General features: G+C 66.5%; 20 protein-coding genes. 9 read left to right on the forward strand and 11 right to left on the reverse strand.

Features of this window, described 5'->3' with window-relative positions; genetic code table 11:
- The first annotated feature begins 11 nt into the window (after positions 1-11).
- The 3 genes from ACFWF1_RS11290 (at position 12) to ACFWF1_RS11300 (ending at position 2,809) form a co-directional block, all read left to right on the forward strand.
- The gene (locus ACFWF1_RS11290; RefSeq protein WP_379281660.1) at positions 12-1,280 is read left to right on the forward strand and encodes an acyltransferase family protein; all 1,269 of its coding nucleotides are present in this window, start codon (positions 12-14) and stop codon (positions 1,278-1,280) included.
- Between the two features lie 76 nt (positions 1,281-1,356).
- Positions 1,357-2,223 (forward strand): alpha/beta fold hydrolase, encoded by an 867-nt coding sequence (locus ACFWF1_RS11295; RefSeq protein ID WP_379281661.1) that lies wholly within the window; start codon positions 1,357-1,359, stop codon positions 2,221-2,223.
- Between the two features lie 31 nt (positions 2,224-2,254).
- A complete protein-coding gene (locus ACFWF1_RS11300) occupies positions 2,255-2,809 on the forward strand; it encodes a TetR/AcrR family transcriptional regulator (RefSeq protein ID WP_379281662.1) in 555 nt (184 codons plus the stop codon).
- 2 nt (positions 2,810-2,811) lie between these two features.
- Here the strand turns inward: ACFWF1_RS11300 and ACFWF1_RS11305 are convergent, their stop codons facing one another.
- A complete protein-coding gene (locus ACFWF1_RS11305) occupies positions 2,812-3,864 on the reverse strand; it encodes a glycosyltransferase (RefSeq protein ID WP_379281663.1) in 1,053 nt (350 codons plus the stop codon).
- Here ACFWF1_RS11305 and ACFWF1_RS11310 point away from each other — a divergent pair.
- Positions 3,836-4,231, forward strand: a complete 396-nt coding sequence (locus ACFWF1_RS11310) for a hypothetical protein (RefSeq protein WP_379281664.1) — start codon at positions 3,836-3,838, stop codon at positions 4,229-4,231. The genes ACFWF1_RS11305 and ACFWF1_RS11310 overlap by 29 nt on opposite strands.
- A 196-nt stretch (positions 4,232-4,427) precedes the next feature.
- Entirely contained in the window at positions 4,428-5,333 is a 906-nt protein-coding gene (locus tag ACFWF1_RS11315; RefSeq protein ID WP_379281665.1) for a cutinase family protein, read from the forward strand.
- Positions 5,334-5,375: 42 nt separating this feature from the next.
- On the opposite strand, the gene ACFWF1_RS11320 is transcribed toward ACFWF1_RS11315, so the two are convergent.
- From ACFWF1_RS11320 to ACFWF1_RS11345, 6 genes are all read right to left on the reverse strand, one after another.
- On the reverse strand, positions 5,376-6,107 hold the full coding sequence (locus ACFWF1_RS11320) for a copper homeostasis protein CutC (RefSeq protein ID WP_379281666.1): 732 nt from the start codon (positions 6,105-6,107) through the stop codon (positions 5,376-5,378).
- Between the two features lie 119 nt (positions 6,108-6,226).
- Positions 6,227-6,841 carry a class I SAM-dependent methyltransferase gene (locus tag ACFWF1_RS11325; RefSeq protein ID WP_379281667.1) on the reverse strand — a complete coding sequence of 205 codons (615 nt, stop codon included), beginning with the start codon at positions 6,839-6,841 and terminating at the stop codon, positions 6,227-6,229.
- A 129-nt stretch (positions 6,842-6,970) separates the two neighbouring features.
- The gene (locus tag ACFWF1_RS11330; protein ID WP_379281668.1) at positions 6,971-7,843 is read right to left on the reverse strand and encodes an alpha/beta fold hydrolase; all 873 of its coding nucleotides are present in this window, start codon (positions 7,841-7,843) and stop codon (positions 6,971-6,973) included.
- Positions 7,844-7,955: 112 nt separating this feature from the next.
- Positions 7,956-9,101 carry a diguanylate cyclase domain-containing protein gene (locus ACFWF1_RS11335; RefSeq protein ID WP_379281669.1) on the reverse strand — a complete coding sequence of 382 codons (1,146 nt, stop codon included), beginning with the start codon at positions 9,099-9,101 and terminating at the stop codon, positions 7,956-7,958.
- Positions 9,102-9,225: 124 nt separating this feature from the next.
- Positions 9,226-10,686 (reverse strand): FAD-dependent oxidoreductase, encoded by a 1,461-nt coding sequence (locus ACFWF1_RS11340; protein ID WP_379281670.1) that lies wholly within the window; start codon positions 10,684-10,686, stop codon positions 9,226-9,228.
- A 143-nt stretch (positions 10,687-10,829) separates the two neighbouring features.
- Positions 10,830-12,008, reverse strand: a complete 1,179-nt coding sequence (locus ACFWF1_RS11345; protein ID WP_379281671.1) for an aminotransferase class V-fold PLP-dependent enzyme — start codon at positions 12,006-12,008, stop codon at positions 10,830-10,832.
- A 198-nt stretch (positions 12,009-12,206) separates the two neighbouring features.
- Between ACFWF1_RS11345 and ACFWF1_RS11350 the strand changes: the two genes are divergently transcribed.
- Positions 12,207-13,097 (forward strand): hypothetical protein, encoded by an 891-nt coding sequence (locus ACFWF1_RS11350; RefSeq protein WP_379281672.1) that lies wholly within the window; start codon positions 12,207-12,209, stop codon positions 13,095-13,097.
- Positions 13,098-13,100: 3 nt separating this feature from the next.
- On the opposite strand, the gene ACFWF1_RS11355 is transcribed toward ACFWF1_RS11350, so the two are convergent.
- The gene (locus tag ACFWF1_RS11355) at positions 13,101-13,994 is read right to left on the reverse strand and encodes a LysR family transcriptional regulator (protein ID WP_379281673.1); all 894 of its coding nucleotides are present in this window, start codon (positions 13,992-13,994) and stop codon (positions 13,101-13,103) included.
- A gap of 75 nt (positions 13,995-14,069) precedes the next feature.
- Here ACFWF1_RS11355 and ACFWF1_RS11360 point away from each other — a divergent pair, with 75 nt between their 5' ends.
- Both ACFWF1_RS11360 and ACFWF1_RS11365 read left to right on the forward strand, forming a co-directional pair.
- The gene (locus ACFWF1_RS11360) at positions 14,070-15,593 is read left to right on the forward strand and encodes an MFS transporter (RefSeq protein WP_379281674.1); all 1,524 of its coding nucleotides are present in this window, start codon (positions 14,070-14,072) and stop codon (positions 15,591-15,593) included.
- A 148-nt stretch (positions 15,594-15,741) separates the two neighbouring features.
- On the forward strand, positions 15,742-16,407 hold the full coding sequence (locus ACFWF1_RS11365; RefSeq protein WP_379281675.1) for a TetR/AcrR family transcriptional regulator: 666 nt from the start codon (positions 15,742-15,744) through the stop codon (positions 16,405-16,407).
- Between the two features lie 4 nt (positions 16,408-16,411).
- Here ACFWF1_RS11365 and ACFWF1_RS11370 read toward each other — a convergent pair whose 3' ends face one another.
- The 3 genes from ACFWF1_RS11370 to ACFWF1_RS11380 all read right to left on the reverse strand — a co-directional run bounded on the left by ACFWF1_RS11370 (position 16,412) and on the right by ACFWF1_RS11380 (position 19,117).
- A complete protein-coding gene (locus ACFWF1_RS11370) occupies positions 16,412-17,497 on the reverse strand; it encodes an S-(hydroxymethyl)mycothiol dehydrogenase (RefSeq protein WP_379281676.1) in 1,086 nt (361 codons plus the stop codon).
- 8 nt (positions 17,498-17,505) lie between these two features.
- Positions 17,506-18,666, reverse strand: a complete 1,161-nt coding sequence (locus ACFWF1_RS11375; RefSeq protein WP_379281677.1) for an NAD(P)/FAD-dependent oxidoreductase — start codon at positions 18,664-18,666, stop codon at positions 17,506-17,508.
- Positions 18,667-18,766: 100 nt separating this feature from the next.
- Complete coding sequence (locus tag ACFWF1_RS11380; RefSeq protein WP_379281678.1) at positions 18,767-19,117, reverse strand: bifunctional 3-phenylpropionate/cinnamic acid dioxygenase ferredoxin subunit; 351 nt, start codon at positions 19,115-19,117, stop codon at positions 18,767-18,769.
- Between the two features lie 195 nt (positions 19,118-19,312).
- On the opposite strand from ACFWF1_RS11380, the gene ACFWF1_RS11385 reads away from it, so the two are divergent.
- Entirely contained in the window at positions 19,313-21,754 is a 2,442-nt protein-coding gene (locus tag ACFWF1_RS11385; RefSeq protein WP_379281679.1) for an FAD-dependent oxidoreductase, read from the forward strand.
- Positions 21,755-21,758: the final 4 nt, after the last annotated feature.

A 21,758-nucleotide genomic window follows, 5' to 3' on the forward strand; every position in this document is an offset into this window, starting at 1 on the left:
TGAGCGCGCCGGTGGCGGTATCGCGGGAGGTCGAGCGGCGGCGGCCCGCGCTGCCGTCGCTGACGGGCGCCCGGTGGTGGGCGGCATTCGCGGTATTCCTGTTGCACGCCTTGGTGTTTCTGCCGGTGTATCCGTTCCAGAAGTCCGAGCTGTTCCGGCACATCCACCAGGTGATGCCGATGCAGCTCGGCGCCGCGGGCGTGACGTTCTTCTTCGTGCTGTCCGGGTTCATCATTTTCTGGTCGTTCAAACCGGGTAGTTCGGTGCCGCGGTTCTATTGGCGGCGGGTGCTGAAGATCTATCCGACGCACCTGGTGGCGGCGCTGGCGTTCATCGTGCTGGCGAGCGTGCCGTTGCATCGGCTGGTGCTGTGGGTGCCGAACCTGTTGCTGGTGCACACCTGGGTGCCGAAGTGGACGACGGTGGGCGGGCTGAACGTGCCGTCCTGGTCGCTGTGCTCGGAAATCCTGTTCTACTTCAGCTTTCCGTTGCTGCTGCCGCTGGTCCGGCGGATACCGAGCGCTCAGCTGTGGTGGTGGCTTGGCGGGTTGCTGGTGCTGATCCTGGCCATCCACACGGGGTACTACCTCTGGGTGGACGGTCCGAAGGGCATCGCGAATACCTTTGCGCCGCGGCTGGTTCCGGGCGACGACTCACCGTATTTCGAGTTGCACGCGTCGCAGGCGTGGTTCCGGCAGCCGGATATCCCGGTGTCGCCGTCGTATTGGCTCAGCTACAACTTCCCGCCGTCGCGGCTGCCGGAGTTCTTCCTCGGCGTGCTGGCCGGGCGGCTGGTGCTGGAGGGACGCTGGCGGCTGACCAACGTGCGCTGGCCACTGTGCGCTCTCGCCATCGCGTATGTCGCGACCTGGGTGGTTCCGGTGAACTACAAGATGTCGGCGCTGCTGGTCGGCCCGATGACGGCGGTGGTGGCCACCCTGGCGGCGCGCGATCTGGCCGGAATTCGCGGGCTGAACTCCACGCCGCGGATGGTGTGGCTCGGCAACATCTCCTACGCGTTCTACCTGATCCAGTTTCCGGTCATGGTGCTGGTGACCCGATTCTTTGTGGGCGGCAAGCAATTCGGGCTGTTCGGCTGGCTAGGCTGGGCGGGGCTGAGCCTGGTGCTGTCGACGCTCGCCGCGGCGGCGATCTATCACTGGGTGGACGATCCACTGATGCGCCGGTTCTCCGGGCGGCGGTCGAAGGGCGGCGCCGGCGATTCCGGTGCGGTGGCGACTGTCGGTGCGCCACACTCGAAACCAGCGTCGGCGCGGTAGCCGAGCGGCCCATCGGCAGTAGACATACATGCGGTATGTATGTAAATTTCAAGGTGCCTACCAAACCGGAGGGAACATGGGACACAGTACTTCGCTCGGCCCGGCACATGAGGTGGATCTGCCCGGCGGCCGAATTCGATACTACGACACGGGATCCGGCGCGCCGGTGGTCTTCGTGCACGGGCTGCTCGTCAACGCGAATCTCTGGCGCAAGGTGGTGCCCGCGATCGCCGCGGCGGGGCATCGCTGCCTCAGCCCCGACTGGCCGCTCGGTGCGCACTCGATCCCGGTGCCCGACGCCGACCTCTCGCTGCCCGGGCTGGCCGACCGGATCGCGGACTTCCTGACCGCGCTCGACCTCACCGACGTCACCCTGGTGGCCAACGACACCGGCGGCGCGATCGTGCAGGTGCTGCTGAGCCGGAGCACCGATCGGATTGGCCGGGTGGTGCTGAATTCGGTGGATTGTTACGACCGATTCCTGCCGCCGCCGTTCAACATCCTGCCGCCGATCGCGCGGATTCCCGGTTCTATTCGCCCGGTGACCGAGTTGCTGCGCATCCGGGCGCTGCACCCGCTGCCGATCGCGCTCGGCTGGGTCGCCAAACATCCTGTGCCGCATGACGTTATCGACTCCTACCTGCTGCCGAGCCGCAACTCCGGCGCCATCCGGCGCGACCTGCGCCGCTTCCTGAGGGCCGTGAGCAGCCGCTACACCCTCGCGGCCGCCGAGCACTATCCGGAGATCAAGATCCCGGTGCTGCTCGCCTGGGCCAGGGACGACAAGCTGTTCCCGATTCCGCTGGCCGAACGGCTCGTCAAGGAGCTGCCGAATGCCACCTTGCGTTTCATAGAAGATTCCTATACCGCGAGCCCTGAGGACCAACCGGAGTTGCTTACCGAGCTTATTTTGGAGTTCACTCGGCTCCATGCAACACCGTAGTCAAGAAGAACGTTCGCGTAGTACTCGGACTGTGCTGGAGCAGGCAGGCCGAAAGTTGTTCGCCGAGGACGGCTTCACCGCCGTCTCGGCGGAGCAGATCGTCATCGCCGCGGGCGTCACCCGCGGCGCGTTGAACTATCACTATGGCGACAAGCGCGGCCTGTTCCTGGCCGTGCTCGCGCAGCTGGAGACGGAGAATACCGAGGAGATCGAGGCGGCGATCGCCGCGGCGCCCGCGCCGGATGATCTGTTGGCCACCATGGCGATCGGGCTCGGTGTCTTCCTGGAGATCTGCCAGCGGCCCGAGATGGTCCGGATCGCGCTCTCGGACGCGCCCGCGGTGCTCGGGTGGCAGGCGTGGCGGGAATTCGAGGCCCGCCACGGCCTCGGCCTGATCGTCTCGCAGCTCGAAAGCGCCCGTGCCGCAGGGTTGATCGTCGACGCGCCGATTCCGATGCTGGCGCAGTTGCTGCTCAGCGCGGTCACCGAGGCGGGGCTGATCGTCGCGCACGAACCCGATCCGCGCACCGCGCGGGTCGAGGCGCAGCGGGCACTGATGGCGCTGATCGCGGGCCTGCTGCGTTGAGGTCAGCGGCCTCGCTCGGCGACAGGTTCGTGGGTGCGTTGCGCCGCGAGTTGCTCCAAGAGGTCGGTGCCGCGACCGGCGGGGCTCTCCTTCGGCGCTGAATCACGCACGCGCACTGCCGCTTTGCGGTATCTGTCGTCGGCGAGCACGGTCGTGACCGCAGTGCCGATCGCTGCGGCAGTCGGTGTCTCGGTCCGGAGGTCGATGCCGACGCCCGAGTGGGCGACGCGGGCGTTGACGTCCTTCTTGTCCTCGGTGGTGCCCGCGACGACCAGGGGGACGCCGTGCGCGATGGCTCGCTGTACGCCGCCGAATCCGCCGTTGGTGACCAAAACGTCTACGTGCGGCAACAATTCGTCGAAGGGGATGAAACGCTCGGCAACCGCGTTGTCGGGCAACGGATCCAGCGACTCGACCGGCGCGCCACCTGTCGCCGCCACCACGAATACGTCGCGGTCGGCGAGCGCCGCGAGGGTTGGGCGCAACACTGTGGCGGGGTCCACCGCGACGGTGCCCTGAGTGACGAGCACGACGCGTCCGTCGAGCCGGTCCCACCATGCAGGCTTGTCGTAGGCGGTCGATTCGGCGATGGGATAGCCGAGGAAGTGGACGTGCTCGGGGAGGTCGCGGCGCGGGTATTCGAATTCGGGTGGCGACAGTTGCAAGTAGAGCTGGGTTCGTGCCGCGTAGGCCAACGGGTTTCGCCGCGCGCGTGGCAGGCCGATCTGTCGACGGACATCGTCGGCCACCCGCACGGACGGTGCCAGCGCGACCTTACGGACGATCGTGTCGAGGAATCTATTGCGCGCCCGATTGAACGGAGCGCCGATCGGTGTCATGCCCAAGCCGGCGGGCGGCGCGTCGATGCTCGGGAACAGCAGGGGATTGACGCCGATCGTCGCGGTGGGCACCCCGGTCGATTCATGCAGCCACGGCACCGCGACCGCCCAGGTGTCGCCGACGACGACATCGGCGGACGGCATCGCCGACAGCGCCGTGAAGTGCGCGCCCGCCGGTCGCCGGAAGATGTGCTCCAGATCGAATCGGCCGGACATCGCCGCAGCCATCCGCCGCCTCGCCCGCTGGATCGCTGACAACAACGCCCGCGTCGCCGGACTCTGGCGCATCATCACCGCCGCCGCGACCAGCGATGCCGACGTGGCCGACTACCACCGGGAACACCTCGCGCGGATGCGCGGGCAGACCGCCGACATCCTCAAAGGTCTGATCGAGCGCGGACTCATCGCGCCGAAACGATCAGTCCAGGAAACCGCGGACCTGGTGTGGAACTCGCAGCTGCCAGATGTTCACTCGCGACTCGTCATCGATGCGGGCTGGACCCACGACGCGTATACCGACTGGCTCGGTGCGACTTTCATTGATCTGTGCCGACCTGTCACCAACTCGAAATCCGGGCGTTAGCGCGAATACTCCGCACGTACTGTCGAACAGGCTGGCGCCGGACGGACTTTCTGGGGACACTGATCCCTAGCTGCGGGGACGTTCCCGACGACAACTTGAAGTATCCACCTGAAGAAAAGACAGTCATCGGCGCTCAAACGGACACCGAGCGCCTTCGCCGACCGGGCAATGCCCGGCAGTGAACACGGAGTACACGATGTTATCGCGATGGAAGAACACCGCCGCTTGTGCGGCTGCGCTGGTCACGACCGCCCTACCGATCGGCGTCACCGCGACCGCGCAGGCCGCCCCGCAGGACTGCCCCGAAATGTATGTCGTAGCGGTTCCCGGTACCTGGGAGACCTCGAACACCGATCCGGGCAAGGGGATGCTCGCCGCGGTCGCCGACAACTTGCCGGGCAACGTCCGCACGGACTATGTGGTGTATGCCGCGACCGCGTTTCCGTGGGAGGGCGACGTCTACGGTCGTTCCAAGGGCGAAGCCATCGACCACGCGCGCGGCCTGATCGCCACGATGGCGCAGCATTGCGACAACACCCGATTCGCGCTGCTCGGCTACAGCCAGGGTGCGGACGCGGCCGGAGATCTGGCCGCCGAGATCGGCACCGGACTCGGAGTCGTGTCGCCCAACCGCGTTTCGCTCGTCGGACTCATCTCCGATCCGCGTCGCTCGCCCACCGACACCCTGATCGGCCCGCCCGTCGCGGGTGCGGGTGCGGGCGGTCCGCGTATCGGCGGCTTCGGCTGGCTCAGCCCGCAGACCTACACCTTCTGCGCCGCAGGCGATCTCTACTGCGCGACCCCCGACGGTGACTTCGCCGCCCGCTTCGCCGGCCTGTTCGCCCAAATCTCCAACCCCAACCCCGCGCTGTTCGGCAACTACCAGCAGCAGGCGAACCAGCTCATCGCCGACGCCCTCGCCGCCGGTGGTCTCGGCCTGCTCGCCGACCAGCTCAACAACTCGGCCTACGAAGAACGCAAGCGTCAGGTCGACGACTTCCTGAAATCCGGTATCCACCAGAGCTACCCGGGTTACGCCGTCGGCGGCGGCGCGACGCCGCTCACCTGGCTGCGCCAGCGCCTGATCGAAGCGAGCCGCTAGAGCTGACTGCGGTCCGGCGATCGCCGCCGGACCGCAACGCACTCAACGGTTTCGGACGAGCTCGCAGAGCGCGGCCACCTCGGCAGGGTCGGTGTCGAAATGGTCGAACCCTTGGGGGACACCAACTCCCGCGAACAGCGCCGCACTGTCCGCATCCCCGGAAACCGGGGTTCGCACGGCGGCATGCAGAGCCGAAACGCCCGTCGCTTCAATCGCTTGAACAGCATTCGACGGCCGAACGCCGCCACATGCCATCACCTCGATCGCCGTACCGGCTTGCCGCACCAGCTCTTTGATCACCGGTGCACCATCCAGAACGGACCGTTGCCTACCTGAGGTCAGCACGCGAGTGAACCCGAAAGCGATCGCCTGATCCAAGGCACGCTCCGAAGACGCGCTGACATCGATCGCCCGATGAAACGTGACCTCCAGGCCCTCGGCCGCATCCACAAACGCCGCACAAACCGGGTCGAGCGCCCCGGAACCATCGATCGCACCGACCACAACCCCGTCCGCACCCGCCGCGCGAGCCGCACGAATATCCCGAACCATCACCGAAATCTCGTCCGCCGAGTACCGAAAGTCGCCCACCCGCGGCCGAATCAGCACGTGCACTTGGGTATTCACGGTAAGCGCGACCGCATGCTCGATCAACGCCACACTCGGCGTCAACCCCCCATCCGACAACCCACAACACAACTCGACCCGATCCGCCCTCGCCTCCTCAGCAACCCGCACCCCACCAACCGACTCAACACAGATCTCAATGCGCACAGCAGCGAGTATCCACCAGCCCCGCCCCCCAGGCCCGACTTGACGTAGGTTGCACGCTCTTGACTGATGCTGCAGCTCGAGTCAAGAGCGTGGTTCGTACGTCAAGTGGGCAAACGCTGCTAGCCATCCAGAAGTTTCGGGTTGCGGGTGAATCGTACGGTGTCGTGCCATCGGTTGCCGCGGGTGTCGAGTAGGGAAAAGCCTTCTGGCTCAACCAGTTTCTGTAGCTCGGCTACGCTCAGGCGATCCGGATCGGGGAAGTGTTCGAAGAACGCGAGTCGTCCGCCGGGCTTCAGGGCGCGGGCGAGGGAGCGGATGCATGCGGGCTTGTCGGGGACTTCGCCGATTACGGCGGCGAGGAACGCGACGTCGAACGTGTCGTCCGGGAACGGTAGGCCTGCGCCGGCGTCGCCGCTGTGGAAGCTGACGTTGTCGCATCCGGCGCTCGCCAGTTTCCGGCGTGCCTTGTCGAGCATTTGCGGCTGGATGTCGAATAGTTCCAGTCGGCCGTCGGTGAGCTTGCGTGCGAGTTCGAGGCTGTAGAAACCGGGGCCGGGACCGAGCTCCAGGACCTGTTCGGTGCCGGTCAGTTCGAGCTGGTCGATCGTGTCGCGTGGGTTGGTGAAGAGTCGTCGCACCGGATTGTCGAGCAGGAATGCGGCCTGATGTGGGTACGGGAAGTCGCCGGCTCGTCGCGTTTGCCGGAGCAGTGTGTCAAGCCAAGTGGTTGTCATAGGCACCTCCAAGGGGGTAGTAAGGCTTACCTTACTTCGCGGAATCATGTTGCGCTACAACCTCGATGGGGCGGGCCGGTGCATGGGTCGACCTGGGCTGCGGCCTGTCGACCCGATTCGATCGCCCGGTCAGCGGACGGAATCCGGCTGGAGTGCCAGCAAGGCTGCGAGCAATTGATCCCAGGTGGTGGCCGGAAGTTCGTGCCCTATGCCGTTCAGCGGGAGCAGGGTGGCACCGGGGATCTCGCGCGCCAAGGCCTGTCCGTTGCCGTAGGGAAAGAACGGGTCGTCGGTGCCGTGTGCAACCAACGTCGGCACAGCGAGCTCGCCGAGACGCTCCCGCCAGCGGTCGCCCGCCTCGGCATACGCCAGGTTGAGCACGCTGGCGGCGATGTTGGTGGTGCGGTCGAGCATTCGGGCCGCCTGCTGCCGTGCCTGCTGTTCGTCGAATCCGTTCGCACCGGCGAGTATTCGGTCCTGTTGGACGCGGTAGTCGAGCACCGCATCCCGGTCGGACCAGTCCGGCGCGGGTGCCGTGGTGAAGAACTCGATGACCCGGTCCGAATGTTCGGGCAGGTCCGGGTCCGCCGGGCCGGGGGCCGTTGAGCGGGTGTTGATCAGCGTCAGGGCCGACACTCGGTCGGGGTAATCGAGGGCGGCGAGCTGACAGATCCATCCGGCCACGGAGAAGCCCACCAGGTGGGCTCGCGGAAGTTCGAAGACATCCAGCAGTCCGATGAGGTCCGAAGCCAGGTCGCGCAGGCGGTAGCCGGGAGCGCCGGTCTCGTAGGCCGTCGACCGGCCGGTGTCGCGGATGTCATAACGCAGGACGAACCGGCCGGCACCGGCGAGCCGGTCGCAGAATTGGTCTTCCCAGCACAGTCTCGAAGTGCTCGGCAGCAGCACCGGCGGCCGCCCGTCGTCTCCGAAGGTGGTTACACACAGGTTTACGTCGCCGACGGTGACCAAGTGCTCGGGCGATCGTTGAACATGAAGCGGCAAGGGGACTCCTCTGTGGTTACGTCTGTTGAGGAGACCGCTGCCGCGGCCGAAACTCATCGGTCCGCCGATCCAGGAACGACGACGCCCAGGCACGCGAAGTCCGGCCGGAGTATCAGGCAGTCCGAGAGTCGCGCAAGGGCGGCATCCCGTCCAGCGGATCGGCGATGACAACTGTGTTGCCGCCCAATTGCTTTGCCCGGTACATGGCCGAGTCCGAGCTGCGAAACAAATGACGCGGTGTCGTCGCGAGCTGCTGTTCGCAATGGCGGCCGGGCTCGAATTCCGCGGCGCCGACGCTGGCGGTGATCCCGCTCGGCAGACCGGGCGTCGTGGCGACCGCGTGCCGTAGTCGCTCCGCAACAGCACCGATGTCCGCACCGTGCAGGTGACCGACCACCATGAACTCCTCACCACCGGTGCGCACCACGATGGCGTCGGGTGACGCCGCGCCCCGCAGGCGCGCGGCCGTTCGCACCAGCACCTCGTCGCCGAACGAATGACCGAAGGTGTCGTTGACCGTTTTGAACCGATCCAGATCGAGGGTGACCACGTAGACGCTTTCGTGGCAGCGGCGTCCGAAGAAGCGCGGCAGGTGCGAGTCGAGGCCGCGCCGGTTCAACAGCTTGGTCAGCGGATCCGACAGCGCGTCCACCCGCAGCAGCCAGTTGTAGAAGTGCACGATCGGCAGCAGCACGCCGGTCACGACGAGGACTACCAGAATGACGACTATGCCGAGCGCGTGATCGCCCTTGCCGTGTCCGTTGGTCGTCGGCACGCCGTGCACCATCATGTAGGCCAACGCCATGATCGACAGCACTGACCAGCCGATATGCATGGCCAGGACCTGCGGACTGTGGAAGATGGTGATGTATCCGCCGGTGATCACCAGCAGAACGCACCCCATCGCGCCGAGCAGGCGGTCCTGGATCATCACATTGTTGGCGGTGATCGCGAGATCGACCCCGGCGATCCAGAGCAGCGACTCGAGTTCGTTCGGCCACGGCAGCAACCACCAGCGCAGCGTCCACACCACCGCCATCACGACCACGAGGACGGCCTGTGCCTGCCCGGCCGCTCCGTGCTGACCGGCGTGCGAGATCAGCGCCAGGATGGTGATCAGTCCCATCACGATGCCGCCCGAGCCGACCATGAACTTCAGCGGTCCGAGCGCGGAGTGGGATTCGAGCGTCGCGATCAGCCAGCGGTAATGGATCCGGTACCGCCACCAGGCGCGAACCATTCCTCGACTGTTGGTCACCGATCCACCGCCTTCGGCTGGCAATCTCCGGTCTGTTGTGTGCTCCTGACAAACGCTGGCTCTCCCGAGAGTTTAGCTGTAACTATGGGTAACTGGGAATTTGCCTTATGGGAAGAAGCTACGGTCACGCAGGATTGCTCGGCTCGAACCACAACGGGATCACGTCACGAACGAATGAGCTGATGCATTCCGCGGTCGGCCCCGAGAGGATCTCGCCGACGAAGTAGATGCCGTGCCGTCCCTGGATGTCCGCGACCCGTTCGAACCAGCCGTCGCCGACCGCGGCCGCGCTCGGATACGCGGGCCATTCGGCGATCGTCTCGGCGACCAGCTCCGGGTCGTGGAACAGGAACAGGCTGTCCTTGGCGAGGGACCACGCCTGCGCGTCGGATATCGAGGTGTCGGAGTTGCTGAAGCAGACCCAATACTGGCCCGCGTGTTGCTTGTTGGCCGCGGTGATGCGGTGCATGGCCTGCTCGGGATCGGTGTCGGTGTAGCTGCCGTACGGGTCGATCACCCAGAAGCCAAGGGGCTCAACGGAATCGGGACGTCGAGGAAAGCTGATGAGCTCTTCGCGCGCCCGGATCAGGTAGCTGCGCGTCCACCTGCGCGGGCAGTTCTGCTCGGCGAACAGTTCGCGAATTGCCCCCTCGGGGAACATTTCTCGAATCTGCGCGGGCCGTGCGGTCACCACTACTCGCGCATAGATCGCACTGCGCTGCTCGCCGTCTGCGGTGAAAGTCACCCGAACCCCGTCCGGCTGAACGGGTTCGATGCCGGTCACCTGCCTGTTGACCGTGACGGTGAGCCGGTGGTCCTCGGCTATCCGGCGCAGGAAACTGACGAACCCGTCCCGGAAGCTCAGGCTCACCGGTCGATGGGAGGTCAACTGAGCGACCAGCGACTGCGGCATCCGGGCGAGCAGCGCCGCTTTCTCGGCCGGATACAGCGACAGCACCAGCTTGGCCAACTGCGAAACATGCCCGGAGATATGAGCATTGATATTGATGATGGTTTCGGCGGGCTGGCGCGGCCGGCGCATGTTGGCGTAGATCACCAGCCCCTGCAGCACCTCGCCGACCAGCGGTGCGTGGCGCGCCCGATAGGTCTCCCAGGTCTCGCCGGGAACGCGATCGAACGCCACACCGCTCGCCCCGGGCCCGTGCCTGTCGCGGAGCGCCCGTTCGATGATGTTCCACGCCTCGGCCAGCTGATCGATCGTCTGCGCCGCGGTCAGCGTCTGGAACAGCGGCACGAAATGTGGTGGCACGGCCAGCTGTGGTTTGCCGGAATCGGATCTGCCGACGAAGTACAGCGCCTCGGTTTTCGTCGGCACCGGATGATTGCTGAGCAACTCATCGATGGCCGTGCCCGCCATATCCGCGCCGAACGACTGCTGAATGACCAGATGTGACTGGAAATCGTAGATGTCACCGTCCACATCGACGGTCTGGCAGTAGCCGCCGAGCTGCGCCCCGGCTTCGAGAATGTCGATGTTCTCGAAGCCGAGGTCACGCAGCTTCGCGGCGGCGAGGATGCCGCTCTGGCCCGCGCCGACGACGCAGATGGGTGCCGCGAGATCCATGGGGACTCCTACGGGTTGGGCGAATGCCAGGGCCGTAGGCAGTGGAATGCGGGAGGGATTCGCACGCACACGCGTTCATGACGGGTCCTCGGCAGGGGGATAGTCATGAGTATGCGGCACCGACGATGGTCGGCTGATCGGTTTCAGGTGTGGATCAGCGTGGCCACGGTATCGACCAATCGCTCGATATCCTCGTCGTTGTTGTAGCCGTGCGGCGAGATGCGCAGCCCGCCCGCGCGGGCCGAGACCGCGATGCCCTCGGCCTGTAACCGCTTGGCCAGCAACGGGATCGGCGGACCGTCGAGGTGCACCGCGACAATCCCGGATCGTCCATCGGCCGAGCGGTCCGACAAGACGGTCGCGCCGATCGAGGTGAGGCCGTCGCACACCAGATCGCACAGCCGATCGACATGCGACCAGATCGCCGGGATGCCCGCCGCATGCAGCAGGTCGATCGACGAACCGAGCGCGGCGATACCGGTCACGTTCGGCATCCCACCCTCCAAACGCCGTGCCGTGTCGTCGAATACCAGCTCGAGGTTGTCCCAGTCCTCCCGGTGCGCGACCGAATTCCAGCCGGGTTCCAGTGGCCGCAGCAGCTCCAGCTGTGACCCCCGCACGTACAGCACGCCGCACCCTTCCGGGCCGAGCAGCCACTTATGTCCGTCGGCCATCGCGAAATCGACACCCCAGTGCGCTAATTCGGCCGGGAGCACGCCGAGGCCCTGAATCACGTCCGCGCACAACAACGCTCCGACCTCCCGGCATGCCCGGCCCAGCTCCGCGAGGTCGACCCGCCAGCCGCGACCGAACTGCACCCAGCTGGTGACAACCAACTTCGGCGGCGGCCCGTCCTGAATCCGATCGGCGAACGCCTCGACGGTGAGCCGCCCACCCGGTCCCTCGGGCTGAACCCGGTCCACCAGCACGCCACGATCCGCCAATGCCAGCCACGGATACAGCGTCGACGGAAATTCCAGATCCGGCACCAGCACCCGGTCGCCGGGAGCCCACTCCAGACCGTTGGCGATCATCCCGAGCCCGGTCGTGGTGTTCTTGACGAACGCGACATCCGTCGAAGGCACTCCCATCAACCGCCCGGCCGACGAACGCACCCGCTCGATTTCGGCACTGTGCGTCGCATAGGTGAGCTCGCCGTCCAGCGAAACCTCCGTCGCCCGCCGGAGCATCGCATCGACCGACGGCTGCGGCATCGGGCTGATCCCGGCATGGTTGAGGTACGCCCACCGGCGCGCGGCCGGAAAGTGTTCGCGGACAAGGGGAGTGGTGCCGACCCCTACCGCCCCGATCGTCGCCGTCATCTCATCGCCTCCAAACCAAGTGGACATGACGTCCACTTCTCGATGCCTGAAGACTACGTCCTAACCGGTCACTGCGTCCACTTAATCTCGGAGGAGTTCACGGCGCCGCGACGGTGCCGGTCGACTGGGCCGCGGTTGACGGACGTTATCGTCGGTTGTGACTGAAACGGTGGGTGTGGTGTCGATGGGGTTGGTCGTGTGCTGATTGGTCTGATTGCCGCGTTGCTCGCGTGCGTGGGGTATGGGGTCGCGTCGGTGCTGCAGGCGTATGCCGCGCGGCGGTCCGCCGCGGCGGCGGAGGCGCGAGGTGCTGACGGGCAGGTGACCGAAACCGGTGCGCCCACGGTTGCTTCCACGGTCGCCGCGGTGTTGACGGTGTGGTTCATCATCGGCAGCGCGCTGGATGTGCTGGGCTTCGCGGGGAATGCGGTGTCGGCGCGACTGATTCCGCTGTTCCTGTCGCAGACGATCATGAGCGCGAATCTGATCATCACCGCGGTGCTGGGGATCTTCGTGCTCGGTATCCGGTTGCATCTGCGGGACTGGGTGGCGATCTGCGCGGTGATCCTCGCGCTGGCGGCGCTCGGCGGTGCGGCGGGGCATGAGGGCGGTGGCAGCGACAATCCGGTCATGCACTGGGGCGTGCTGATCGCGTCGGTGTTGTTGTTCGGTGGCAGTCAGCTCGTGGTGCGCCGGCTCGGCTCCCGGGGCGCGGTGGCCGCGGGTCTGGCCGCCGGAATGTTGTTCGGGGCCTTGGCGATCGCGGTGCGCATCGTGCAGGGGATCGATCCGTTGAACGTGCCGACGCTGCTCGCCGATCCGGCCGCGTGGACGATCGCGATCGCCGGCATCGGCGGTTTCTACCTGCATACCGTTGCGCTGCAACTCGGTTCGGTGAACGGCGCTACCGCGGCGCTGGTGGTCGGCGAGACCGTCATCCCGGGAATCGTCGGAGTCCTTGTGCTCGGCGATACTTCGCGACCCGGGCTCGCCTGGCTGGCCGGACTCGGCTTCGTTCTCGCCATCGGCGGGGCGGTAGCGGTCGCGGTGTTCGGCAACCTGTCCCAACTGGAACACGCGGACACGTAGCGCCTAGCCGGCCGCGTCCCGCAGGGTGTCGCGAAGCCAGCGCTGTGCGGGATCGGCATCGAGGCGTGCGTGCCAGAGCAGTCGTACCTCGACCTCGGGCAAGGCTGCGGGGATGGGAAACCAGCGCAGGCCGAGCGCCTCGCCGTACTGCTCGGCGAGGCGCTGCGGCGCCAATCCGACGTAGTTGCTGGCAGAGACCAGGAGCGCGGCGATGGCGGAGGTGGGGACGACGGCGGCGACGCGGCGTTGCAGGCCCTCGGCTTCGAGCGCATCGTCGAGCGGTCCGCGGGCCCGGCCCCGGCGGGAGGCGGAGACGTGCGGAAACTGGCACAGCTGTGCCAATGTGGGGCGGCGGTGCTTGCCGAGCGGACTGTCGGCGCGGACGATGCCGACAATTCTCTCCTGATACAGCACCGCGGTCTGGATATCGGGCGCCGTGACATCGCCGACGCCGATATCGAGATCGACCGAACCGTCGCGCAGCGCCTCGATGCTTTCGCTGCCCTCGGTGACGAAGCGCAGCGTCACACCGGGTGCCACCGCGGCGGCCTCGGCCGCCACCGCCGCCAAGGTCGCGGCGACACCGTCGTTGAGGCGAATCGTGAAGGTGCGCTTCAGCTCTGCGACCGTCACCTCGCGGTCGGCGCTGATCAAGGCCGCCGCCTCGTCGAGCAGGGAACGCACCCGCGGCGCGGTGCGCAGCGCGAACGGCGTCGGCGCCATCCCGCGACCGGCCCGCACCAGGATCGGATCGTGCATCGCGCGCCGCAACCGGCCCAACGCGCGGCTGGTGGCCGGGATCGACAGGTGCAGGCGTTCGGCCGCCGCCGTGACGCTGCCGTCCTGGAGCAGCGCGTCGAACACGCGCAGCAGGTTCAGGTCGAGCTGTTCGGGCATGATTGCATCGTACGCAAGTCTCTGTTGTGAAAGTTGCGTGGCGTGGAAACTAGCGATTTTCCTAACGTCATACCCATGCCTTTCAACGTCCTGCTTCGCGATCGTCTACCGACGCCGCGTGACCCCTTATCCCGTCCGGTCGCGCAGCGCGGGCTGCTCGCGGCCATGTCCGCCTGCGTCGTGCTCGTCGTCGGCATGGTCGCCGCGACCAACCTCGCCGTCCCGATGCTCGCCGCGAGCGCACTGCATCCCTCCGCGTCGACGCTCGTCTGGATCGTCGACACCTACGTCATCTTCTTCGCCTGCCTGGTGATTCCCGGTGGGGCCGCGGGCGATCGCTTCGGCCGCAAGGGTGTGCTGATCGGCGGCCTGCTGCTGTTCGCGGTGGGCGCGCTGCTGTCGGCGATCGCGCCGAACGTGGCCGTGCTACTCGTCAGCCGGGCGATCACCGGCGTCGGCGCCGCCGCCGTGCTGCCCAACACCCTTGCCGTCCTGCTGCATGCCGTGCCCGTCGAACGCAAAGGCCCGACGATCGCGGTGTGGGCCTCGATGACCGGTATCGGCGGAGTCGTCGGCAATGTCGGTGGCGGAGCGGTGCTTTCGGGCGGATCGTGGCGGTGGCTGTTCATTGTCGCCGTGCCGATCTCGCTGGTTCTCGTCGCCCTCGTCGGGCGTATCGCGCCGGTATCGCCGCGGCATGACCGCCGCCTCGACCTACCCGGCGCGGTGTTGTTCGTCGCCGCCTCGGTCGCATTGCTGCTCGGCATCGTTCAGGGGCCGGAGTCCGGCTGGGGCAGCGCGGTCGTCGTCGGCGGGTTCGCCGGTGCCGCAGCGTTGTTCGCGGTGTGGGTGTTCGTCGAGCTGAAAGTCGAACACCCACTGCTGGATCCGCGCCTGTTCCGCGTCCCCGGCCTGCGCAGCGCCTGCCTCGGCATGACGACGGTCTTCTTCGGCATGTTCGCGCTGTTCTATATCAACGCGTCGTTCCTGCAGTACGGCATGGGATTCAGCGTGCTGCGCACCGGTCTCGGCATCATTCCGCTGACCATCCCGATCATCGTCGGCGCACGATATGTCGGCCGCCTATCCCAGCGCATCGGCATCGACGCCACCGTCGCGCTCGCCTTCGCGTTCGTCGGCGGCGGACTGCTCGGCCTGTCCACGAGCAACGCGCAGACGCCGTACTACGTGTATGCGGTCTGGCTCGTCGTGACCGGAATCGGTGTGACGCTGGCACTTCCGACCCTCTCCGGTGCCATCGCGGGCTCGTTGCCGCACGCGCAGGCGGGCGTCGGTGCCGGATTACAAGCCACCACCCGCGAATTCGGCAGCGCCCTCGGCGTCGCGGTGATCAGCACGGTCCTCACCGCGCGGTTCGTCGCCGCGCTACCCGCCGACATCCGCGCCGGCCACGATCCCCACACCGTGGCCCAAGCCCTCGCCACCAACCCCGGCCGCACCAATGACGTTGTCACAGCGTTCATCTCAGGTGCCGACACCGGGTTGCAGATGGTCGGCGTGACGGTCCTCGTCCTCGGCGCGCTCGTTGTCCTGCAGTCGCTGCTGTCCCGGCGTGGGCACACACGCCCGGTGCGGTAACGAGCCGACAACACTGTGCTGGTGTTGCCGCCTGTATGCCTCGCTACAGCGCCGCGCGCGGCGCTTCTGCTACGGGCCACGGGGGCGGGCTTGCCGAGACTGGCCCACGGATGGTCGGCCGCGTCACCGCGTGGGGGAGGATGGCTTGATGCCAAGGCAAACGGATCGCACAGGGAAGGTTGGTCGGCCACCGCGGCTGTCGCGGGAGGCGATTGTTGCGGCTGCCGATCAGGTGTTGCGGACCGAAGGGGCGGACAGTCTGTCGATGCGGCGGCTGGCGAAGGAGCTGGGCAGCACGCCGATGGCGCTGTATCACCATGTGCGCGACAAGGACGAGTTGTTGCTGCTCGTGCTGGAGACGCACGCGCAACATATCCCGGTGCGGGAGTTCCCCGACGATCCCCGGGAGCGGCTGCTCGAGGTCGCGTTCACCCTCTATGAGGGACTTGCCGAGCGACTCTGGATCATCGAGGTCCTGGCGTCCGACCCCGTCGTGGTGCCCGCGGCCATGGGGCTGGTGGAGATGATCATCGCCGCGGCCGTCGACTGCGGGTGCACCATCGAGGAGGCCGTTGATGTGTACCGGACCATCTGGTACTACATCGTCGGCGATCTGATCGTCCGGGCCAGCCGGGATCGCCGGCGGGCACGGTTGGCAGCCTTATCTGTCACTGAACCGGGCATTGCTGAGCTCGAGCTGGCAGAGCTGCCCACGCTCGCGGCCATCGGCGACCAGTGGGCCGACCTGACCTCCCGCGACATTCACCGGAAGAGTCTGGCGGCTTTGGTGAACGGCATACTCCCGCAACGGTGACCAATCACCACACCACGACAGAGCGCAGGACGTCGCCATGATGCATTGCGGTGAACGCCTTTTCGACCTCATCGAGTGAGATGCGTTCGGTGACGAAGCGTTCCAGGGGGAGTCGGCCTTGTCGGTAAAGATTGATCAGCATCGGAAAGTCGCGTTCGGGTAGGCAGTCGCCGTACCAGGAGGACTTCAGGGTGCCGCCACGCGAGAACAGATCGATCAGCGGCAGGTCGAGGGTCATGTCCGGAGTGGGGACGCCGACCAGCACCACGGTGCCCGCCAGATCGCGGGCGTAGAAGGCTTGCTTCCAGGTCTCGGGTCGGCCGACGGCATCGATCACGACGTCCGCGCCGAAGCCGTCGGTGAGTTCCTGTATCCGTGCGACCACGTTCTCGGTGCTGGCGTCGATGCGGTGGGTGGCGCCGAAGTCACCGGCCCAGGCCAGCTTCCGGGTGTCGCGGTCGACGGCGATGATGGACTTGGCGCCGGCCAGGCGGGCACCGGCGATGGCGGCATCACCGACGCCGCCGCAGCCGATCACTGCCACGCTGTCGCCGCGCGAGACGTTGCCGGTGTTCATCGCCGCGCCGATGCCCGCCATGATGCCGCAGCCGAGCAGGCCCGCGATGGCGGGATCAGCTTCGGGATCGACCTTGGTGCACTGCCTTTCGTGGACGAGGGTCTTGTCGGCGAACGCACCGATGCCCAAGGCGGGCGTCAGCTCGGTGCCGTCGGTGAGGGTCATCGGCTGACTGGCGTTGCTGGTGTCGAAGCAGTACCAGGGGCGGCCGCGGCGGCACGCGCGGCACTCATCGCAGACCGCGCGCCAGTTGAGGACGACGAAATCGCCTACGGTCACATGGGTTACGGCCGTGCCGATCATTTCCACGATTCCGGCCGCCTCGTGCCCGAGCAGGAACGGGAACTCGTCGTTGATGCCGCCCTCGCGATAGTGCAGGTCGGTGTGGCACACCCCGCACGCCTGTACGCGCACCACGACATCGTGCGGCCCGGGGTCGGGGATCACCACGTCGACCAACTCGACCGGCGTTCCTTTGCTGCGGGCGATGACGCCGCGCACGGTTTCGGACACGAATCCTCCTACGGGGTTGCGATGGCCGCGGGCCGCCGCTCGATCTGCTTGCGGTAGCGGGTGAACAGGCGGGCGTTGTCGATGGCGAAGACGGCCACCGGCTCGCCGTCGCGTTCGTAGAGTGCGGTGCACGACGGTGTCGACGGGTCGCCGTCGACGAAGCGAACCTCGTCGTCGGGTCGGCGATTGCCTGCGAACTGGATCATGCGGCCGTACTGCCGTGACCAGAAGTAGGTGGTCGGGATGTTCGCGGGCGGTGCGCCGACGATGCCCGCCGCGGCGATGCGGGCCTGGGCGGTCGCGTTCGACCAGTGCTCGCAGCGATGATGGGTGCCCAAGGCGTCCTGGTAGGCGCGGGCGCAATCACCGATCGCATAGATGTCGGGAATCGTTGTGCGGCACTGCGAGTCGGTGACGAAGCCGTTGTCGATGTGCAGGGCGGAATCCTGCGCCCACTCGGTGTTGGGTACCGCGCCGATACCGATGATCACGGCGTCGGCAGGAAGCAGCGTGCTGTCGGTGAGACGCACCGCGCTGACATGTTCGTCGCCGAGGAATTCGGCTACCGCCACTCCGGTGCGTAGCCGGACGCCGTTGGCCGCGTGCAGATCCGCGCACAGCGCGCCGAGCTGCGGTCCGAAGACACCGGCCAGTGGATCGGTCGCGAGTTCGACAATAGTTGCCTGCACGCCGAGAGTTGCTGCGGTCGAAGCAATTTCGGAGCCGATTAGGCCCGCACCGATGATGACAACGGTACGAGCGGTGCGCAATGCGGCGCGGATCGCGCGCGCGTCGTCGACGGTGCGCAACGTGTGGATGCCGGCCAGTGCCTGTGCGCCGGGCAGCGTGCGGGCGCGGGCCCCGGTGGCGAGCACCAGCGATTGCCCGGCGATCGTTGTCCCGTTGTCGAGGGTGACGCCGGGACCCGTTGCGGTCGAAGCGATTCCGACCGCACGGTGGCCGAGCAGCCAGCTGGTACCCGGATCGTCGATCTCGCTCAACGCGATATCGACGTCGCCGTGCAGGAATTCCTTCGACAGCGGCGGCCGGTCATAGGGCGGATGGATTTCGTCCCCGATCACGGTGATGCTGCTGTCATAACCCCGTTCGCGAAGGTCGTGCACCAGCGAAAACCCAGCCAATGATGCGCCGACGACCACTACGCTCACGACTCCACCGCACTGCGGCGTGGATCGCGGTCCGTCTTGATCCGTGTGTTCACCAGATCGGCGCGGGGTTCTGTGCTGCGCAGTGCAACGATCCGCCGACTCATGACGGCACGCTGCTGACCACAACGTCGCCGTCGAGTACCCGCACCGCATAGGTGCGCACGGCGATCTTGGCCGGTGGACCCGAGACTCGACCGGTCTTCAGGTCGAAACATGACTCGTGCAAAGGACATTCGACCGTGCAGTTCTCCACCCATCCATCGGCGAGTGACGCATCCTGGTGCGTGCAGGTGTCGTCGATCGCGAACAAGCCTTCGTCGGTGTGGAAGACCGAGATCGGCGTTTCGTCGTCCGGCCGCACGGTGGCGACCTCGCCGACCGGCAGGTCTTCGAGGCGGGCGACGAACAGTTCCGTCCCGGAGGTCGCCACGGGCTTCGCAAGGGATTCCATCAACCCTCCATGAGTTGCTTAGAGCGCAACAGATATCGCGATACGCAACAGTGTGAATCAGCGTGGAGCCGTCGTCAACCCCTGAATGCCCCGGTAAACAACTGGTTTCCAACGGTTGACAGCGTGCCATGACAGGCGGACTATTTGTTGCGTAATACGAATTCGTTGCGCTACTAGCAACAACGGAGGCACCCTTTGGCTCACCCGAAAGTCGTCATCATCGGAGCCGGGATCGTCGGGGCATCGCTGGCCGACGAAATGACCGCCCGTGGTTGGGCCGACATCACCGTGCTCGACCGGGGACCGCTGTTCCAGACCGGCGGATCCACCTCGCACGCACCGGGATTGGTGTTCCAGACGAACCCGTCCAAGACGATGACCGAGTTCGCCCGATACACCACCGAGAAGTTCGGCGCGCTCAGCCATCCGGCGGGAGCTGCGTTCGATCCGGTCGGCGGACTCGAGGTGGCGACCACACCGGAGCGCTGGCGGGATCTGCACCGCAAATTCGGCTGGGCGCAGTCGTGGGGGATCGAGGGGCGCCTGCTGAACGCGTCCGAATGTGCCGCACTGTACCCACTGCTCGATATCGACCATGTTATCGGCGGATTCCACACTCCGGCAGACGGTTTGGCGAATGCGGTGCGTGCCGTGGAGGCGCAGGCGCGTTCAGCGACGGCCCGCGGCGCGCGGTTCCTACCCAACCAGGAGGTGCTCGGCGTCGCCGAGCGGGGCGGGCGAGTAGTCGGCGTGCGGACGGCCGACGGGGTCATCGCCGCGGACATCGTCGTCTGCGCGGCCGGATTCTGGGGCGCTGAGCTGGCGAAGCAGGTCGGACTGGTGCTGCCGCTGGTGCCCATGGCCCATCAGTACGCCAAGACCGGACCGCTGGCGGCACTGGCAGGCGCTGCGGGCGCGAGCCTGCCGATCCTGCGTCATCAGGACCAGGACCTCTACTTTCGCGTACACGACGACAGAATCGGCATCGGCTACTACGGCCACCGGCCGATGCCCGTCGACATGTCCACCCTGGCGTCGGCCACCGCGGGCGAAGCAATGCCGTCGATGCTGCCGTTCACCGATACCGACTTCGTGCCCGCCTGGCGCGAATCCATGGAATTGCTACCGGCACTCGGTGATTCGAAGCCCGAGGAGGGATTCAACGGGATCTTCTCCTTCACCCCCGATGGCTTCTCGATCATGGGTGAGCACCGTGATCTCGCGGGTTTCTGGGTGGCGGAGGCTGTTTGGGTCACCCATTCGGCCGGGGTCGCCAAAGCGACGGCGGAATGGATCATCGACGGTGCGCCGAGCACCGACGTGCACGAGTGCGATCTCTACCGTTTCGAAGACGTCGCGCGCAGCGGGAAATTCATCATGGAGACCAGCTCGCAGGCCTTCGTCGAGGTCTACGACATCATCCACCCGCACCAATATCGAACGGCACTGCGCGGCTTGCGCACCAGTCCTTTCTATGCCCGGCAACAGGAATTGGGCGCGTTCTTCTTCGAGGGCGGCGGCTGGGAACGGCCCGCCTGGTACGAGGCGAATGCCGCACTGACGCAACGACTTCGCGACGACGGCATGCCGGTCCCGGCCCGGGACGACTGGTCGAGTCAGTTCTGGTCGCCGATCGCCATCGCCGAGGCGCGCTGGACCAGGGAACGCGTCGCGCTGTTCGACATGACACCGCTGACCCGATACGAGGTGGCGGGTCCGGGTGCGCTCGACCTCCTGCAGCAGCTCACCACGAACAACGTGGACAAGAGCGTCGGCTCGGTCACCTACACGCTGCTGCTCGACGAGACCGGCGGTGTGCGCAGCGATCTCACCGTCGCCCGACTCGCCGCACAGCGCTTCCAGGTGGGTGCCAACGGCCCGATGGATTTCGATTGGTTCACCCGTCACCTGCCCGCCGACGGGTCAGTGACGTTGCGCGACATCACCGGCAGCACCTGCTGTATCGGCGTGTGGGGCCCGAACGCCCGGGACCTGGTGCAGCCCTTGTGTTCCGACGATCTGTCCCACCAATCCTTCAAGTACTTCCGTGCGCTGCACACCTACCTCGGCGCGATTCCGGTCACCATGCTGCGGGTGTCCTATGTCGGCGAACTCGGCTGGGAGGTCTACACCACCGCCGAATACGGCAACGCACTGTGGGATCTGCTGTGGGCGGCAGGCGGTGCCTACGAGGTCATCGCGGCAGGCCGGATCGCCTTCAACAGCCTGCGCATCGAAAAGGCCTACCGCAGTTGGGGAACCGATATGACCGCGGAACACCTGCCCGCGGCCGCCGGTCTCGACTTCGCGGTCCGCATGACCAAGCCCGGCTTCGTCGGCAAGAGCGCACTGGAGCAGGCCGAACCACCGGCGAAGATCCTGCGCAGCATCGTCTTCGAGAGCCCATCGGCGATCGTGCTCGGCAAAGAGCCGGTTTACGTCTACGGCTTGCTCGGTGGATATGTGACCAGCGCGGGCTATTCGGCCACCATCGAACGCTGCATCGCCTACGCGTGGCTGCCCGCGTCCGTCGTCGTCGGCGACGTGGTCGAAGTCGAGTACCTCGGTAAGCGCTACGTCGCGACGGTGCACGCCGAGCCGGTGGTGGATCCCGAGATGTCCAGGATCAGGAGGTAGCGAC

This window comes from Nocardia sp. NPDC060255 (assembly GCF_042727395.1).
Taxonomy (GTDB): Bacteria; Actinomycetota; Actinomycetes; order Mycobacteriales; family Mycobacteriaceae; genus Nocardia.